The organism is Streptomyces sp. (genome assembly GCF_019510245.1).
Lineage (GTDB): Bacteria > Actinomycetota > Actinomycetes > Streptomycetales > Streptomycetaceae > Streptomyces.
Genome location: NZ_JAEKKT010000232.1, coordinates 1 through 16,700, shown reverse-complemented (window position 1 = coordinate 16,700; position 16,700 = coordinate 1). Strand labels below are relative to the sequence as shown.

Sequence of the window (16,700 nt, the reverse complement as noted above, 5' to 3'; positions counted from 1 at the left end):
CCCCTGCTTGCGCTAATGTATGTGTCGCAGCGAGCGGGCGCCCCCTGGCGAATACCCAGGAAGGTACGTTCGATGCAACGAGGCATTCCTCCGTAGCTCAATTGGCAGAGCAGCCGGCTGTTAACCGGCAGGTTACTGGTTCGAGTCCAGTCGGGGGAGCTCGGTCCTCCGTAGCTCAATTGGCAGAGCAGCCGGCTGTTAACCGGCAGGTTACTGGTTCGAGTCCAGTCGGGGGAGCATGCTGAACGAGGACCCCTGCGGGGGTCCTTTTTCATGTCCGTTGCGCGTCCGCGGGAACCGCCGGGCCTGCGTCGATGTCCTCAAGGTCGTGAACGTCGCAGTTCGCCGACCAGCCGAAGCAGGAGATCGTATGAGCGGCTATGCTGCGGCAGACGGCGCGCACACTTGTACGCGACACGCCGCTATGGGGCGGTAGCTCAGCCGGTTAGAGCAGCGGACTCATAATCCGTCGGCCGTGGGTTCGAGTCCCACCCGCCCCACTGTGCAGGTCTTTGACCTGCAAAAATGTCTCATCTGGCGTGAGGATGCGGGACTTTGGGCTGCGGGGCTGAATCCGCTGCCCGCGAGTTCAACTCTGTGGCTGTCAGTCTGCGTTGGGATCCCTTTGGCCTGCGCAGACGTCTCGGCCTGCGGCTGGAGGATGGCGTCGTGGGTGGGCTGTGCGAGCGTCTGGGTGTCGAATTCCGGACGCTGGCTGGACGCGAGGATCCGGCAGCGGTGTCGACCGGTGACCCCTGGGTGTCTGGTGACGGCTCAGGCCATGGCGGGATGACCGCCAGGCTGTCGGGTCGGTCAGAAGCTCGGTGCTCGCCGGCACCGCGTGAGCTTTACGGCCTGAGGCCGATCGTCGGGAGCTGGGTCGGCCATGTCCGGGACCAGGCGGGTGTGCCTGTTCGTCGATGCCTGCCGGCCCGGAATCCGGCGGGAAAGGTATCGGCGGCAGAACGCGGTGTAAACGGTGCCGGCCCGGCAAGGCACGTAGGTGAAGGCCGCCACCCACGGCCGGTGGGCCCGGCGCATGGAAGTCGCGATTGACCGGGTCGCCTGCGCGTCGGCCGTCCTTGCCTGGCACGGTGGTGCGGATCTTGCGGCCCGCGCCATCCCAGCCGGGCCCTCGGTCCACGCTAGGCGCTCGACCGTGCAAAGGGGGCACTGGTATGCCCTCGCGCTGCGGTGGGGGTCAGACGTGCCCCGTAAACTCGGTGGTCGGCCTGGTGGATCCGCTGGATTTCGGGGGAAGCCCAGTATCAGGCAGGCACCGACCGCGCTGCAGGCGGACGATGGGGGTCGATGAAGGGAATCCGCGCAGCGGAAGGGGCGAGTTCCGCTGCGAAAAAGCAGCCGCAGCCTTGAGGATCTCGTTCGCCCGCCGTAGCTCGGCAGTTTCCTTCTCCAACTGCCGGATGTTCGGACTTATCACGGTACTCTCGCCAGTTCCCGAAGAATGCCGCCGCGGGTCGACTCCGCTCCATACAAGTTCACGCAGCAGAGCCGGCATCGCGGCGTGGGAGTGACCGATCCGTTGGGGTGCAAACGTGGCCCACTACCGCACAGTTCCGCGGGCCACGCGGCAACGGTGCCTCAATGAGCCGGGTCAAGCCTTCGACCGTTCCTCCTTGGTCGACGAACCTGTGCGCCTTTATCGTCGGCATCCCGCACACCGGACACGGAACCGCGACACCCGGAGCGAGCCGTGTCGACCGCGTCGTCGCCGTCCGTATCTCCCCCGGATCGCCACTCCCGACAGCCCGGAAATCAGCGTCGCACCAAGGGAGTCGACGTCCCTAACGAGACCATGATCGCCAATGGTTACCTAAAGTCACCATCAAGTATGCGCCAGACCCGCCAAATTGAGACACCCATCGAGGATGTTCGCGATCGGCTCTGAATCTCTTGTCCTTAACAAAGTGATTGACATATAAACGAAGCGTGTTATCCCTCAAACGGAGCGGGAGCTCTTGTGTCACACACTCCTGTACTTCTTGTCGGCAGCGTCCCGCTGGCCAACGCCGAGGAGGTACTCAGCACCGCTGGTGAGCTGATCGGCGACCACGTCGCGGCACTGCCGGACGGTGAGCCCGCCGACCGGCACCAGTGGATCAACTTCCTAGCCCTCCGTACGTACTACATGCATCCGCAACTGGACTCGGTGCAACGGCCTGCCACTGTGGACGGAGAGGAGCAGTGGATACCCGCGTCGCCCGGCGATCATTGGCAGTTTCGTGTGAAGCCCGGCGTGACCGACCTGCGATTCGAGGACCTCCGGTACGCCGGCGCCGCCCTCAGCTCCTACCTGACCTTCCGGGAGCTCAAAGACTCGGGTCGGATCCCTCAGCATGTCCGCTTCCAGGTCTGTCTGCCGTTCCCATGGAGCGCGACGCTGATGTTCTTCATGACCACTCCGGCCGATCTCGAGCAAGTGGTACCCGCCTACGAGAGAGCGCTCATCCGTGAGATACGGAAGCTGACGCTGGCCATCCCGGACGACGAGTTGTCCATTCAGTTCGACGTCTGTATGGAACTGCTCGATCTTGAGGGCGTCTTCCCCTTCGCCCCGCAGGGCAACGCACTCGAACGCTTCACCGGCTGGTGTCGGCGAATAGCGGCCGAGGTGCCGGAGAACGTCCGCCTCGGCTATCACTTCTGCTACGCCGACCTGGGGCACCGGCACATCAAGGAGCCCGAGGACCTGACCGTCTCGGTGACGATGGCCAACGCAGCGGTCGCCTCCGCCGGGCGCCGGGTCGACTACGTCCACATGGCCGTCCCGCGTGACCGGCACGACGACGCCTACTTCCAGCCCCTCGCCGCCCTGGACGCCCCAGGCACCACCATCTACCTCGGCCTGGTCCACTTCACAGACGGCGCTGAAGGAACCCGTCGTCGTATCCGTACCGCACGCGCCCACCTACCGCACTTCGGGATCGCCACGGAATGCGGCTTCGGCCGCCGCCCCCCCGAGCAGGTCGGGGAACTTCTCCGCCTTCACGCGACGCTGGCTGCAGAACCGCAGTGACGCCATACCCGGGGCACTCCAGCGGGCGCAGCGCGGCCACGGCACGACCTTCCGGATCCTCGTAGTCCCCGCCCTGGTGGTTTGCCAGCGCCTGGCGGGCCTCGCGGCCCGCCAGGCGAGGTCCCGAGTGTCTCAATTTAACGGGTCAGCCCGCATGCGGAGGCGACGGCGGGTAGCTTTCTGTGATTATGATCTTGCACGGGATGCCGACTCCTTGTTGTAACGGCGTTTTACGGGCTTTCGGGGATGGCGGTCGAGGGGGGCGACGCCCTCGTCGCATGGTGTCGCGTTTGGCAGTGGTGCCGATTTCCCTGACGATCACAAGTAGCCGAAGGATCACCGGTCCGTCCGCCCGGCGATCGCCGAACTCATAGCGGAGCGGCCCGTTGTGGCGCGAACGGCACCAGGTCAAGCTTGCCTCCCGGCGACGCGAGCGGGCCGTGGGCGCCGACGCGAAGCATCAGCGCGACCGGCCCCTCCGGGGCACAGCTGTGCGAAGTGTTCTGCGGCGGTCAACGCGGTGATGAGCATGGGAGCTCCGGTCCGACCGTAGCCCTGGCGGAAGACGGGGCCGAAGAGCTCCAGGGAGCCCTTGAGCCTCTCCACGCGGATTGGTAGGGCGCCGTAGCTGATCTGCCACAGCGCGGGGAAGCGGCGGTGTTCGAAACCGCGCATCCCGACGATCGGGTAGAGGTCCGTCGGCGGGATCATCGTAATGTGGCCCCGGCGCGGTTCGATGGTGCACAGCAAGGTATCCAGTTCGGATCGGTGCGGGATCACCACAGTTCCGCCGCAATGGGTGACGGCCAAGGCAATCCCGCCGGAGACGTGGGTGAGCGGGGCGGCGGCGAGCAACGCGGAAGGCCTGTGGTTCCGGAGGTGGGGTAGACGCGGCGATCGCGTCGGAGTCGCCGATGCCGAGTCCGGTGACGTCCTGGGGCGGTGTGACGACGAGCCAGTCGTCCAAGTCGGTGTCGTAGTCGAGGCGTTGGAGCAGAGGCCGACCTGGGGACGGCTTCGTAGGGATTGAGCGGCGCCCAGGTCGTCTCGGCACGCATCAGGCGGAGCGCGCAGACGAAGCCGGTGAAGCCCGGAGCCGTCGCCCCCGCCTGGGCTCAGGTGAGCCCGAGGCCGCCGGTCTTCTCCAGAAGGGGGCGCTGGGTCTCGGACGGGCGGTCCTCCGGGGCGGGTTCGGCGTCGACCGGGCGCAGGTCAGGGGAGCCCGGCTCCTCGGTGACCTCGGCCCTCCGCGGCCACCAGGGCTTAGGGGCCAGCCATGGCTTCGGAGGTCGTCACGACGCCCGTGCCCCCCAAGGCTTTCGAAAATGCCGCGGCTTTCGAAAATGCCGCGGCTTCCGACAATGCCGCGGGCGCCCCCTGCCGTCGGGTCATCCCCACGCCCACCAGTACCACCGCCATCCCCAGCACCACCCGGACGCTCAGGTCCTCGCCCAGGACGACGGCGCCCAGCAGCACGGACACCACCGGCAGCAGGTAGCCGACCACGGCGGCGTTGGTCGCGCCCTCGTCGTTATCGGCACCGCGAGGGCGGTCAGCCCGCTCGCGGCGACGAGCTGGGCGGCGGAGAGCGAGATCGTGGGCGTGCCCCGGCGGACCAGGGTTCGGCCCATGTACGTGAACGCGACGGCGTAACTGGCGGCGGCGCCCAGGATCGCGAGGGCGCCCCAGCCGGTGGCGCCGGTCGTCTGCCACGGGGCGAAGATGACGATGGTGCCGGTGAAGCCGAGCAGCAGTCCCGCCAGCCGTACGGGCCGCAGTCCGCGCTCCGAGCCGAGGGCGAGACCGAGGATGATCGACCAGAGCGGGGTCGTGGCGTTCAGGACGCCCGCGAGCCCGGAGTCGACGGTCTGCTGGCCCACGCTGAACAACGCGAACGGCAGGGCGTTGCAGAAGAAGGCGGCGACGACGATGTGCCGCCACACGGCGACGCCCGTCGGCAGCCGGTGCCCCGTCGCGTAACAGGCGACGACGAGGACGAGCGCACCGAGGGCACAGCGCGCGAACGTGACCTGGAGCGGGGAGAGCCCGCGCAGCGCCAGCTCGATCCAGAGGAAGGTCGAGCCCCACAGCAGGGCGAGCACGGCCACCCGCACGCCGCCCACCAGGGCCCGCGTGCCGCTGTTGTCGGTCATTGGCGTTTCCCCATTCCCGTCGTCCCGTCCGGTGGTCGTCTCGTTCTTCTCGCCGCGACTCCTACGACGGTGCCTCAGCCGAGCTTTGAGGACAAGCAAACGCTTCTACCCATACTGTTAAGCTGTACTACATGCTTGATGTGAGGCGACTGCAGGTCCTGCGGGCGGTGGTCACCAGCGGCACGGTCACCGCGGCCGCGGCCCACCTCGGCTACACCCCGTCCGCCGTCAGCCAGCAGGTGGCGGCGCTGGAGAAACAGGCCGGTACGGCGCTGCTGGAGCGGGTCGGACGCGGGGTGCGCCCCACGGCGGCCGGGCTGCTGCTCACCGAGCACGCGGCGCTGATCAGCTCGGCGGTCGCCCAGGCGGAGACGGCGCTCGCCGACCTCCGCGCCGGACGCACCGGCCGGCTGTCGGTCCGCTACTTCGCCACGGCCGGCTCCACGCTGGTGGCGCCGGCCCTGGCCAGACTCCGCGCCGAGCACCCCGGCGTCCGCGTCGACCTCGAACTCGCCGACCCGGAGGACCCGTTCCAGGAGGTGGCGCGAGGCCGGGCCGACCTGGCCGTGGTGGTCCAGGCGCAGGACCGCACAGGCGACGGCTTCCGGCTCGTCCACCTCCTCGACGACCCGTACGCGGCCGTACTGCCCCTCGGCCATCCGCTCGCCGGCAGGGAGACGATCGACCTGCACGAGTTGTCCGGTGAGCAGTGGGTGGGCAGCGAGCCCCCCGGTCCCTGCCTCGAACCCGTCGTCGACTCCTGCGCGGCGGCCGGCTTCAGTCCCGACTTCGTCATCCAGAGCGAGGACTACGCCACCGCGCAGGGCTTCGTCGCGGCCGGCCTCGGCGTCGGTCTGATGCCGCGGCTCGGGCTGCGCAACCAGCACCCCGGTGTCGTCGTACGCCCGGTCCGCAACCCCGAGCCGGTCCGGGTGATCTCGGCCGCCGTCCGGGAGACCGCCCTCGAACAGCCCTCCCTGCGCGGCCTGTTGGACGCGCTGCGGGACGCGGCCGCCACCGCCGACCCGGGCGACGAGCCTCGGTCGCCATGACCGGGGCCTGCGGGCCGCGGGCCGGCGGGGGCGCGGGACGCGTGCGTCAGGCGCTGTGCGCCCCAGGGACGGTGGGTGCGGCGAGAGCGGCGGGTACGGCGGGAACGGCGGTCAGGGTGACCACGCTGGCGAAGATCTCCTTGTCGTGCTGCCGGGCGCTGATCCGCACCCGGCCGGGCTCGGCCAGCCGCTCGGCCTCCATCCAGCAGGGGCGTCCATCTCGGCGTAGCGGGCGAAGTCGGATTCCATGCCGGTGACCGCCGCCGTGCCGGGGTGCGCCGTGGCCAGGGCCGCCTGGCGGGCGGCCTCCAGGAGCAGCATGCCCGGCACATGGTCGACGAGGTGGTCGAAGAGGGTGGGATGGGTGGTGTCGACGCGCAGCTGCCAGCGGTCGGGACGGTCGGTGGCGGCGAGCACCACGTCCTCGAAGCGGTCGCGGCCGAACGGCGTGAGACCGGCCGGCGGCGGCAGCGGCACGGCCCGTGCGGTGGCCGCGGCGGCGTCGGCGTACGGGCCGCGGAGCCGGTTGTAGACGGTGCGGTCCTGGATGGTGAAGCGGGAACGGGCCGCGGCGAGGTGCCGGCCACCGCGCTCCACCTCGACGCTCAGGGATATCGCTGCGGCGCGCTCGCGACGGTACGTCACCTCGGTGCAGGTGATGTGCAGTTCCAGTTCGGCCGGGCCGCCGTCGGCGCACGCGGCCGACGGGTCGAGGCTCCAGCCGAAGTCCTTCCACAGTAACTGGTGGCCGAACGGCACCCGGTAGGCGCCGTGGGACAGCAACGGCAGCGTCTGGCGTACGGTTTCGCTCAGCAGGAGCGGGTCGTGCAGACCCAGGCGGTTGACGTAGAACGGGTGCGTGGCGGGCCAGGCGGCGGTGACGGTGAAGGCGTCGGGCGCGGTCCGCCGCCAGTCGCGCAGCAGTACTTCGGCCTGGTTCGTCTTGTGCGTGAAATCCGGTGAAACCCTCTCAAAACTATTTTCGAGGGCGTGCTGGGCAAAGCTGATAGACATGGTTGACCCCCCTGTTGCGGTGACTCTCCTGTGGGCACGCGCAGCTGAAACGAGGGCGCTCGCAGTGACAGGGCGGCGCCGACGTGAATAAAATAGAGGTCGTTCTTTTTGTTTGTCTACGGATACGAGGGAGTCCGCTGATGGCGCGGCAACGACAGGAGCGGGCGGAGCGGACTCGGGTCGCGCTCATCCACGCGGCGGCGGAGGAGTTCGACCAGGCCGGGTACCACGGCGCGGGTCTGAACGCGATCCTGCGGCGGGCGGGCATCACGACCGGAGCCATGTACTTCCACTTCAAGTCGAAGGAGGAGCTGGCCCGCGCGGTCATCGTCGACCAGGCCGCCGAGCTGCACTGGCCCCAGGAGCGCAAGGGCCTGCAGCAGCTGATCGACGTGTGCCAGTACCTGGCCGTGCAGATGCGCTCGAACGTGTTGTTCCGGGCGGGTGTGCGGCTGGCCGTCGAGCAGAGCGAGATGAACCTGCTCGACTACTCGATCTACGACTGGTGGGCCGAGCAGTTCGCCACGCACCTGGCGGAGGCGCGGGAGCTCGGGCAGCTGCGTCCCGACGTCGACGAGAGCGCGTTCCCGCAGGTGATCGTCGCCGCCTACACCGGGACGCAGATCATGTCCCGGCTCGCCACCAACCGGGCCGACCTCCCCGAGCGCATAGAGACCATGCTGCGATGTCTGCTGCCGGCCCTCGCGCCGGCTGAGGTCGTCGACACGCTGGAGTTCCCGGGGGACGCCGAGGGGGCGAAGGCGACGGGGGAGGTCGCCGCCTCATGAGACCTGTCCGGGTCCTGCTGACGGGCTCGACCGGGTTCGTGGGGCGGGCGGTGCTGGATGCCCTGCCGCGCGCGGGGGGCGCCGGCGGGGGAGTGGTCGAGGTGCGTGCGGTAGCCCGCGCGGTTCCCGCGGATGCCGGGGCGTCGGCCGGCGTGGAGTGGGTGCGGGCGGACCTGGCGGACCCGGCGTCGCTGGCCGGTGTGGCGAGCGGCACGGATGTGCTCGTGCACCTCGCCTGCCGGGTCGACGGCGACGCGGAGGAGTGCGAGCGGACGAACGTGGGTGGCACCCGGGCCGTCCTCGCCGAGGCCCGGCGGGCCGGGGTGGGGCGCGTCGTCCACCTGTCCACGGCGGCGGTGTACGGGCCGGGACCGCATCGGGGCATCGCCGTCGACGGGGTGACGCCGGCGCCGGTGTCGGCGGCCAGCCGTACCCGGCTGGCCGCCGAGCGCGTCGCGCTCGACGCGGGCGGGGTCGTGCTGCGGCCGGGGCTCGTGCTCGGGGCCGGGGACCGCTGGGTCGTGCCTGCGCTCGCCGAACTGCTCCGGCGGGTGCCGGCGCGGTGGGACGGCGGGCGCGGGCGGGCGTCCGCGGTGGACGTCGGGGACCTGGCCCGGCTGGTGACCGCGGTGGCCCTGGCCCCGGACCACGAGGTGCCCTCCGGGGTGTACCACGCCAGCCATCCGGTGCCGGTGCGCAACCGCGACCTGATGGCCCGGCTGGCGGCGCTGGACGTCCTGCCGGGGGCCGCCGCCGACCTGCCGTGGGACCAGTGCCTGGCGCGCCTGCGGGAGGCCCCGGGACGCATCAGTGAACGGCAGTTCGCGCTGCTGGCCCGGGATCACTGGTACGAGAGCGAGGAGATCTGGCGGTTGACGCGCTGCGCACCGGGGCCGGGGCCGCTGGAACGGCTCGGCGGGGCGGCGGGGTGGTACCGGGAGTGGCTCGGGGCCGCCGGGTGACGGTACGGCAGCCGGTGCCCCTGGGCCGGGTGTTTGACGGGTGGTGACCCGGCGCCCCTGTTCCGCGACGGCGGCCGCGGCATCGCGCGCGGCAGGTCAACGGCCACCCACGGCAGCACGTCCGGCTCCGCCGGCCGGGCGCCTCTCGTCCGCGGCGGTCCGGATGCCCGGCCCGGCGCACGTGGTTGCCCCCGGGCCCACTCGCGCCGGCCCCGACGGCACCGCCGACGCGCTCGCGCCCCCTGGCACATACCACCGGCATTACCTCAACTTGGCCAAGTAGTTGCCGACTTGGGCAAGCGAGGTGTCCGAAGGGGAAGCGGCGGTAGGTTCGGGAGACTGAGGGCCCTGCCCTCTCGTCCCACCAGCGGAGCAACGGCGGGCGGGAGCGCGACAGACGGGTCCCCGCCACCGGTGCCCGGAGCGCGCAACACCGTCCTGCGGCCCGTGGGCGTCAGTTCCCGTGACGGATACCGAGGTCAAGCCCATGGTGAAGCAGGTGCGAGCCGAACGCACCCGGCAGGCGCTGGTCGCGGCGGCGGCCGTCGAGTTCGACCGACAGGGGTACGCCGGCACCTCGCTGTCCGCCGTGCACCGGGCCTGCGGGGTGACGATGGGGGCGCTCACCTTCCACTTCTCCGCCAAGGCGGAGCTGGCCGGCGCCGTCTGCCACGAGGCCGCGGACGTCACCCGGCAGGCGCTGGCCAGGCTCGCCCCGGACGGCGCGCTCCTGCCGGTCGCCGAGTTCACCTTCGCGGTGGTCCGGCTGCTGGACGAGGAGGTCACCGTCCGCGCCGCGGCCCGGCTCGCCCAGGAGCAGGCCGTCTCCTTCCGCTGGCACGCCGTCTGGCGGGCCGCCCTGCGGGAGGCGGTGGCCCGGAGCCGCGAACGGTCCGGACCCGAGCCCGAGGAACTGGAACTGCTGGCCCTCTACCTCATGGCCGGCGCCGAGGCGGCGCTGCGCGCGGGACGCACCGGCAACGAGGTCCGCGCCCAACTGGAGCGTCTGTGGGCGCTGGTGCGCGATCCCGGGCCGTCGGCTGCCGCCACGGCGTGTCCACCGGGCACCGCCGCGTGTACACCGGGCGCCGCCGCGAGCCCGGTCGGCGCCCCTACCCCCCTCCCGTCCCCGCCGTCATCCGACACGAAAAGGCTCACTCCATGATGCGACGCTGCGCGCTCGTCACCGGCGGTTCCCGGGGTATCGGGGCCGCCATCGCGACCGAACTCGCCGCCGCCGGGCACCGGGTGGCCGTGCACTGCCGTGCCGAGTCCGCCGCCGCGAACGCCGTGCTGGCCGCCCTGCCCGGCACCGGTCACGCCCTCGTCACCGGCGACGTCGGCGCACCGGGCGCGGCCCGGGAGATCATCGGATCCGCGGTCGACCAGCTCGGCACGGTCGACGTCCTCGTCAACAACGCCGGCGTCTACGCCGAACAGCCCGTCGCCACCACCTCGTACGAGGACTGGCGGGCCGACTGGCGACGCCTGCTCGACGTCAACCTCCTCGGCCCCGCCGACCTCGTCTGGCACCACGTCGACCACCTCCGCCACCGGCTCCAGGGCCCCCAGGGCGCGCGGATCGTCAACGTCGGCTCGCGCGGCGCCTACCGCGGCGAACCCGACGCCCCCGCCTACGGCGCCTCCAAGGCGGCCCTGCACGCGCTGACCCAGTCGCTCGCCCGGTCGCTCGGCCCGCTCGGCATCGCCGTGACCGCCGTCGCGCCGGGATTCGTCCGCACCGACCTGACGGAAGCCATGCTCGCCGGGCCCATGGCGGACGACGTGCGCCGGCAGAGCCCGCTCGGCAGGATCGCCGTGCCCTCCGACGTGGCGGCCGCCGTCGCCTGGCTGAGCAGCGCCGGCGCCGAGTGGTGCAGCGGCACCGTGCTCGACGTCAACGGCGCCTCCCACCTGCGCTGAACCCCGTACCCACCGACCACGAACGGAGACACCGTGCGCGCCGCACTCCTGCAGATCGCCGTACGACCGGAAGAACCCGTCGCCGAGCGGCGAGACCGCGTGGCCGCCCTCGTCCGCGAGCAGCACGGCGCCGACCTCGTGCTGCTGCCGGAACTGTGGACCGTCGGCGCGTTCGCCTTCGACGCGTTCCGGGCCGGGGCCGAGCCGCTCGCCGGGCCCACGGCCCTGGCCATGGGCGAGGCCGCGGCCGTCGCACGGGTCTGGCTGCACGCGGGCTCGATCATCGAACGCGGCCCGGGCGGCACCCTGTACAACACCTCCCTGGTCTTCGCGCCCGACGGCACCCTCCACCGGACGTACCGGAAGATCCACCGTTTCGGCTTCGACCGCGGCGAGGCGACGCTGCTCGCCAGGGGCGAGGAGACCGTCACCGCCGTACTGGACGGGCCCGGCGGGACCGGACTCACCGCGGGGCTCGCCACCTGCTACGACCTGCGCTTCCCCGAGCAGTTCCGGCTGCTGGTGGACGCCGGTGCCGAACTGTTCCTCGTCCCGGCCGGCTGGCCGGCGGCCCGCCGCGCCCACTGGTCGCTGCTGGCCCGCGCCCGGGCCGTCGAGTCCCAGGCCTACGTCCTCGCCTGCGGTACGGCCGGCACCCACGCCGGGGTCGAACAGGCCGGGCACAGTGTCGTGGCCGACCCGTGGGGCGAGGTGCTCGCCGAGGCCGGGCCGGGCGAGGAGACGCTCGTCGTCGATCTCGATCCGGCGCTCGTGGCCAAGACCCGCGCCGAGTTCCCCGCGCTCCGCGACCGAGTGCTCGGTGTTCCGGCGCCCCGGTGACCGGAACCCGGCGACGGGTGCCGCCCGCCCCGCGACCGCCGGGGCGGGCGGCGCCCGTCGCCCGTGCCGGACGCGGACCGTCCCTGCCGTCAACCGCCGCTGCCCGCAACCCCGTTGGATTCCCTTCCGCGGCCCCTTGCGGTCCACGCGGCAGACGTGTAACACTCTTTCGCGAGGCAGTCTGCCCACTTTCAGGTACCCCGCTTGCAGGTGCTCCGAAAGTTCCGGGACCTCTCCCCTGGGCCCTCGCACTGCTGTCGCGTCGCCATCGAGCGGCGCTTTTTTTGTTTCCCACGAAGGTGAGGCGTCCATGGCCGACCCGACCCCGTCGCAGTCCCGCCCGCGGCAGTGCGCGTCGCACCGCTGCGGGCGGGCGGCCCGTTCCGACGCGCTGCGGCGCAGGCCCGCCGCGCCCGGCGCCCGGCTCTGCGGATCGTGCGCCCGTGCCCTCGCGGCCGACCTGGCGGCGCTGCCCGCGCTCCACCACGAGAGCGAGCAGCAACTCGTGCTCCCCGCACGGCGAGCCGGTCTCGCCCGGGTCACGGGCAACCACCCGGACGCGCCGCCCGTGAACGACGCGGCGCTGGAGGCCCGCCACGACGCCGTCGTACGCCTGGCCTCCTGGGCCCGGCTCGTGCTGGACGAGTGCGCGGACGCGGCCACCGGGGCGCCTCCCGGCCGTACCGTCCCCGAGCTGGCCGCCTTCCTCCGCCGCCACGCCGGCTTCCTGGCCGCCCACCCCGCCGCGGGCCCGGCGGCCGACGAGATCGCCCAGGTGGCCGCCGCCCTGCGGCTCGTCGTGGCGGCGCCCAGGCCGGAGCTGGTACCGCTCGGCCGGTGCGTGGAGCCCGGCTGCGACGCCGAGGTGTCACTGCCCGGGCGCGGCGGCGACGAACTGGTGCTGCGCGGGCCGATGTGCGACGCGGGGCACGTACTCACGCCACGCCAGTGGCTCCTGCTGAATCAGCGTCAATCCACGGCCGGGACCAAGGAGTCCGCATGACCGACGACGTCCGCGCCCCGCGCGGCAAGCGTGTCCCCACCTCGCTCGCCGCACTCGCCCTCGGCGTCCGCGAGGGCACGATCCGCCAGTGGGCCCGCCGGGGCAAGATCACCCGGTACGGCACGAAACGCCAGGCCCTGTACGACCTGAACGAGCTGACCGCGCTCGCGGCCGGTGAGAGCGCCACCTAGCCGTACCACGGCGGTCGGCGCCACGTAACACCCCCCATCCACCCCACCGTTCGGCATCCGCCGCGCGGCGCTTCCGCCTGCCCGGAAACGGGCCGGCACCCGAGGAGAGACAACCGTGCACGCACCCCAGGCAGACCAGGCAGACCAGGCACCCCGGACGGCCCAGTGGCAGGAGCACTGGCAGGCCCGCCGCGACCCCTTCGTCGCGGAGTGCTTCCGGGCGCGGGAGAGCCTGCGCGCCGATCTGAAGGACCCGCGCGCCGCCCAGGCCCGCGTCCTGGACGACCTCATCGACATCGGCGCCAGTTCGCTGCACTGGAAGGAGAAGGGGTACGACGTCATCGCCGCCGACCCCGCCACCTTCCGCTCCGTGCTCCCGATCATGCGCTACGACGACTTCGCCGAGCAGATCGACCGGGAGACCCGCACCAAGGGCGGCGTCCTCTCGTGCAGCCCCGTACTGCGCTGGCTCAAGACCAGCGGGACCACGGGCACCCCCAAGCGGATCCCGTACACGCTGCACTGGCTGCTGAAGTACCGGATCCCCGCGATGAAGGCCATGTGGGGCACCTACCTGGAGCACCACCCCGAGATCCTCGCCCACCCCTGGGCCACGCTCGACACCCAGACCGTCCGGGAGGACGTCTACGACTTCGTGCACGGGGTCGAGCACCAGGCGATCAGCAACCGCCACCCGCAGATCAACAGCCTGGACTGGAACCCGCCGTGGTACGAGTCCCCCTGGTTCGGCCCCGACACCCCCACCAGCCACGCCGGGCGGATGTACCACCGGGTACGGCACCTCGTCGGCAAGGACCTGCACTACATCTCGGCGATCAACCCCAGCACGCTCGTCTCCCTGCGCGACCTGATCGCCGAGCACGGCGCCGAACTGGTGCGCGACCTGCGCGAGGGCACCTTCCGGGGCAGGCCGTGGACCGACCCCGACGAGAAGGCCGCGCTCCACCTCGAACAGGCCCTGGCCAAGCACGACTTCAGCCTCGTCGACGTCTGGCCGTCCCTCACCCTCTACAGCTGCTGGCTGTCGGCCTCGGCCGAGCTGTACCGGCCACGCCTGGACGCCGTACTGCCCGGCGTCGCCAAGCTGCCGTTCATGAGCTGCGGCACCGAGGGCGTCACCACCATCCCCGTGGACGAGACCCTGGAGAGCCAGCCGCTCGCCGTCAGCCAGGCCTGGTTCGAGTTCGTCCCCGCCGACGTGCCGCTCGGGCAGCTCCTCGACGCCGGTGAGAAGGTCGACACCCTGCTGTACGACGAGGTCGAGGCGGGCCGCGACTACCACCTGATCATGTCCCAGGGAAACGGCCTCTACCGGCTGTGGACCGGCGACATCTACCGCGTCGACCGGATCGTCGACGGCACGCCCTGGATCCACTTCACCCACCGCGACGGCGTCTTCCACTCCTTCACCGGCGAGAAGATCACCGAGAGCCAGGTCACCCAGGCCATCCGGCAGGGCCTGGAAGGCAGCGGCCTCGACACCGGCCTGTACATGTGCGGGCCGCGCTGGGACGAGCCGCCGTCCTACACGGTCGTCGTCGAAGTGCCCGCCCCGGGACCCGAGCTGGATGCCGAGCTGTCCGCCGCCGTCGACCGCGAGCTGTCCGTCATCAACATCGAGTACGCCTCGAAGCGGGACAGCGGACGGCTCGCCGGCCTCAGGGTCCGGACCGTGGCACAGGGCGCGATCGCCGCGTACGTCGAGTCACGGCGCCAACAGGGCAACGCGACCCAGTACAAGTACAAGCCGTTCCAGAAGGACACCGACTTCGTCGACGCGATCCTCACCGGCTGACGCCCGCACCGCCGGTGTCACCTCCGCAACATCACCGACCACTCGTCGAACAAGGAGAGTTCGCCATGCTGGAAACCCTCAGGCCCCCGCAGAACACCCGCCGCGAGATCATCGACCTGCCGTCCGGCGACGGGGTCCGGCTCGCCCTGCACGTGTGGAAACCGCAGCAGATCAAGGGCGCCGTCTTCTACTTCCACGGGCTGCAGAGTCACGCCGGGTGGCTGTGGGAAGTGGGCCCGCAGTTCGCCGACAACGACATCGCCTTCTTCGTACTGGACCGGCGCGGCAGCGGCATCAGCCCCGGCGCGCGCGGTGTGATACCGGACGCGGGGACCGCACTCGGCGACTACGCCGGGGCCGTCGCGTTCGTCCGGGAGATGATCGGCGACTCCGTACCCCTGTCCCTGTTCGGGCACTGCCTCGGCGGTTCCTTCATGGCGGCCCTGATGAGCTGGGAGGGGTTCACCACCTCGTACGACGCGGCCGTGTTCTGCTCCTCCTGGCTCGGCCGGATGCACGCCACGCTCGACGCGGACGCGCGGGCGGCGATCGCGGCGGACGCGAGCGAGGAGCCGTGGGACGCGGGGCTGGACAGCGCCGACTTCACCGGCGAGGCCAAGTACCAGCACTTCATCGACCACGACGACCTGGCCGTACGGCAGTTGACCCGGCGGTCGCGGGCCGTGCTGCTGGAGCTGGAGCGGCTGTACCTGGCGCGCGGGCGGACCGCGCCGAGGGTGCCCGCGGCCACCTTCGTCTCCGGTATGACCGACCCGATCGTGAACCTGGACGCGGCCCACTCCGTCTTCCAGGACCTCGTCTCCGGGCGCGGCGCGATCATGAAGTTCCCCACCGACAGGCACTATCTCTTCTACACCGACGTCAGCGGCGACCTGGTCGACTGGACGTCGACGTACACCCTGCTCCAAGGGGTGAACCGTGGCGCCTGAGACCGGGAGCTCGGGACGGGCCCGGCTGTACCACGTCGAACTGCCGATGCGGACGCCGTTCGACCATCCCGCCGCCCGGCGCCGTACCTCCGACAGCCTGGTCCTGAGACTGTCGGCCGGCGGTGTGGACGGCATCGGGGAGTGCGCGCCGCGCCCGTACGTCACCGGCGAGACCACCGCGGGTGTGCGCGCCGCGCTCGAAGAGGTCGACTTCGCCGCGCTGTGCGCGCTGCTGACCGGCCGCGACCCCGAGGAGGTGCTGGGCCTGCTGCACCGGGACGGCTTCTCCGGGACCTTCGGGATCACCGGCGGCAACAATCTGCTCTGCCTGCTGGAGACGGCGGTGCTCGACTGGCTGGGGCGGCGGCTGGGCCTGGGTGCGGGCGCCCTGCTGCCGGGGGCGCAGGCCGGCACCCCGCCGTCCCTGCCCGTCTCCCAGGTGCTCGATCTCAGCCTGGACGCCGAGGAGTTCCTCGCGACCCGGGGGCCCTTCCACTTCGTCAAGATCAAGGCGTCGGACGACGTCGAGCACGACGCGCGGACCGTCCGCACGATCCGCGACAAGATCGGCACCGACGTACCGGTCATGGTCGACGCCAACATGTGCTGGACCCCGGCGAACGCGGTCGGCCACGCCCGCCGGCTGCACGAGGCCGGCGTCGACTACGTGGAGGAACCGCTGCCCAAGGGCTCCTGGGACGCGCTGCGCGTGCTGCGCCGCGACGGCGGGGTGCGGATCATGCTGGACGAGTCGGTGTGCACGGCCCGGGACGCCCGTACGGCGGTGGAGTCCGGGGCGTGCGACGCGTTCAACATCCGGGTGTCGAAGAACGGGGGACCGCTGCCGGCGGCCGGGCTTGTCGACTACGCCCGCGAGAACGGGGTCGGCTTCCAGTTCGGCGTCCAGGTGGCCGAGGTCGGCCCGCTCATCAACGCGGGCCGGGCCCTGGCCTTCGGCCGCCCGGACGCGC

Annotated in this window: 14 protein-coding genes, 3 tRNA genes and 1 pseudogene; 15 read left to right on the top strand and 3 right to left on the bottom strand. The window is 71.5% G+C overall.

From position 1 onward, the window contains the following. Positions 1-86: 86 nt before the first annotated feature. The 4 genes from JF597_RS45515 to JF597_RS45500 all read left to right on the top strand — a co-directional run bounded on the left by JF597_RS45515 (position 87) and on the right by JF597_RS45500 (position 3,037). Positions 87-159 (top strand) — tRNA-Asn (locus tag JF597_RS45515). A 5-nt stretch (positions 160-164) separates the two neighbouring features. Continuing rightward, a tRNA-Asn gene (locus JF597_RS45510) sits at positions 165-237 on the top strand. 189 nt (positions 238-426) lie between these two features. Further along, a tRNA-Ile gene (locus JF597_RS45505) sits at positions 427-500 on the top strand. A 1,481-nt stretch (positions 501-1,981) separates the two neighbouring features. Then, positions 1,982-3,037, top strand: a complete 1,056-nt coding sequence (locus JF597_RS45500) for a hypothetical protein (protein WP_294010927.1) — start codon at positions 1,982-1,984, stop codon at positions 3,035-3,037. Between the two features lie 408 nt (positions 3,038-3,445). Here JF597_RS45500 and JF597_RS45495 read toward each other — a convergent pair whose 3' ends face one another. Together JF597_RS45495 and JF597_RS45490 are read right to left on the bottom strand one after the other, a co-directional pair. Next, positions 3,446-3,892, bottom strand: coding sequence for a hypothetical protein (locus tag JF597_RS45495; RefSeq protein WP_294010925.1), 447 nt, complete (start codon positions 3,890-3,892; stop codon positions 3,446-3,448). Between the two features lie 408 nt (positions 3,893-4,300). Beyond that, positions 4,301-5,190: pseudogene (locus tag JF597_RS45490) on the bottom strand (DMT family transporter). A gap of 131 nt (positions 5,191-5,321) precedes the next feature. On the opposite strand from JF597_RS45490, the gene JF597_RS45485 reads away from it, so the two are divergent. After that, positions 5,322-6,242: a LysR family transcriptional regulator gene (locus JF597_RS45485; protein WP_294010924.1), complete on the top strand. Its 921-nt coding sequence runs from the start codon at positions 5,322-5,324 to the stop codon at positions 6,240-6,242. A 111-nt stretch (positions 6,243-6,353) separates the two neighbouring features. Here the strand turns inward: JF597_RS45485 and JF597_RS45480 are convergent, their stop codons facing one another. Further along, on the bottom strand, positions 6,354-7,256 hold the full coding sequence (locus tag JF597_RS45480) for a ScbA/BarX family gamma-butyrolactone biosynthesis protein (protein ID WP_294010922.1): 903 nt from the start codon (positions 7,254-7,256) through the stop codon (positions 6,354-6,356). A 140-nt stretch (positions 7,257-7,396) separates the two neighbouring features. Between JF597_RS45480 and JF597_RS45475 the strand changes: the two genes are divergently transcribed. The 10 genes from JF597_RS45475 to JF597_RS45430 all read left to right on the top strand — a co-directional run. Beyond that, entirely contained in the window at positions 7,397-8,044 is a 648-nt protein-coding gene (locus tag JF597_RS45475) for a ScbR family autoregulator-binding transcription factor (RefSeq protein WP_294010920.1), read from the top strand. Continuing rightward, entirely contained in the window at positions 8,041-9,006 is a 966-nt protein-coding gene (locus JF597_RS45470; RefSeq protein ID WP_294010918.1) for an NAD(P)-dependent oxidoreductase, read from the top strand. Before JF597_RS45475 ends, JF597_RS45470 begins: the two co-directional genes overlap by 4 nt. Before the next feature lie 487 nt (positions 9,007-9,493). Further along, entirely contained in the window at positions 9,494-10,171 is a 678-nt protein-coding gene (locus tag JF597_RS45465; RefSeq protein ID WP_294010916.1) for a TetR/AcrR family transcriptional regulator, read from the top strand. Beyond that, positions 10,168-10,929: an SDR family oxidoreductase gene (locus JF597_RS45460; protein WP_294010914.1), complete on the top strand. Its 762-nt coding sequence runs from the start codon at positions 10,168-10,170 to the stop codon at positions 10,927-10,929. The genes JF597_RS45465 and JF597_RS45460 overlap by 4 nt, the downstream gene beginning before the upstream one ends. A gap of 33 nt (positions 10,930-10,962) precedes the next feature. Next, the gene (locus JF597_RS45455) at positions 10,963-11,769 is read left to right on the top strand and encodes a carbon-nitrogen family hydrolase (protein ID WP_294010912.1); all 807 of its coding nucleotides are present in this window, start codon (positions 10,963-10,965) and stop codon (positions 11,767-11,769) included. Between the two features lie 310 nt (positions 11,770-12,079). Further along, complete coding sequence (locus JF597_RS45450; protein ID WP_294010910.1) at positions 12,080-12,772, top strand: hypothetical protein; 693 nt, start codon at positions 12,080-12,082, stop codon at positions 12,770-12,772. Beyond that, positions 12,769-12,963, top strand: coding sequence for a hypothetical protein (locus tag JF597_RS45445; RefSeq protein ID WP_294010908.1), 195 nt, complete (start codon positions 12,769-12,771; stop codon positions 12,961-12,963). Before JF597_RS45450 ends, JF597_RS45445 begins: the two co-directional genes overlap by 4 nt. Before the next feature lie 115 nt (positions 12,964-13,078). After that, complete coding sequence (locus JF597_RS45440; RefSeq protein WP_294010906.1) at positions 13,079-14,779, top strand: GH3 auxin-responsive promoter family protein; 1,701 nt, start codon at positions 13,079-13,081, stop codon at positions 14,777-14,779. A 65-nt stretch (positions 14,780-14,844) separates the two neighbouring features. Further along, positions 14,845-15,729 (top strand): alpha/beta fold hydrolase, encoded by an 885-nt coding sequence (locus tag JF597_RS45435; RefSeq protein WP_294010904.1) that lies wholly within the window; start codon positions 14,845-14,847, stop codon positions 15,727-15,729. Beyond that, positions 15,719-16,700, top strand: a 982-nt coding sequence (locus JF597_RS45430) for an enolase C-terminal domain-like protein (protein ID WP_294010902.1), incomplete at its 3' end; no start/stop codon positions are given. The genes JF597_RS45435 and JF597_RS45430, both read left to right, overlap by 11 nt.

Bases quoted from the DNA above. Each gene is read 5' to 3' on its own strand.
- JF597_RS45485 (WP_294010924.1), top strand. From the start codon at position 5,322: ATGCTTGATGTGAGGCGACTGCAGGTCCTGCGGGCGGTGGTCACCAGC.
- JF597_RS45480 (WP_294010922.1), bottom strand. From the start codon at position 7,256: ATGTCTATCAGCTTTGCCCAGCACGCCCTCGAAAATAGTTTTGAGAGG.
- JF597_RS45475 (WP_294010920.1), top strand. From the start codon at position 7,397: ATGGCGCGGCAACGACAGGAGCGGGCGGAGCGGACTCGGGTCGCGCTC.
- JF597_RS45470 (WP_294010918.1), top strand. From the start codon at position 8,041: ATGAGACCTGTCCGGGTCCTGCTGACGGGCTCGACCGGGTTCGTGGGG.
- JF597_RS45465 (WP_294010916.1), top strand. From the start codon at position 9,494: ATGGTGAAGCAGGTGCGAGCCGAACGCACCCGGCAGGCGCTGGTCGCG.
- JF597_RS45460 (WP_294010914.1), top strand. From the start codon at position 10,168: ATGATGCGACGCTGCGCGCTCGTCACCGGCGGTTCCCGGGGTATCGGG.
- JF597_RS45450 (WP_294010910.1), top strand. From the start codon at position 12,080: ATGGCCGACCCGACCCCGTCGCAGTCCCGCCCGCGGCAGTGCGCGTCG.
- JF597_RS45445 (WP_294010908.1), top strand. From the start codon at position 12,769: ATGACCGACGACGTCCGCGCCCCGCGCGGCAAGCGTGTCCCCACCTCG.
- JF597_RS45435 (WP_294010904.1), top strand. From the start codon at position 14,845: ATGCTGGAAACCCTCAGGCCCCCGCAGAACACCCGCCGCGAGATCATC.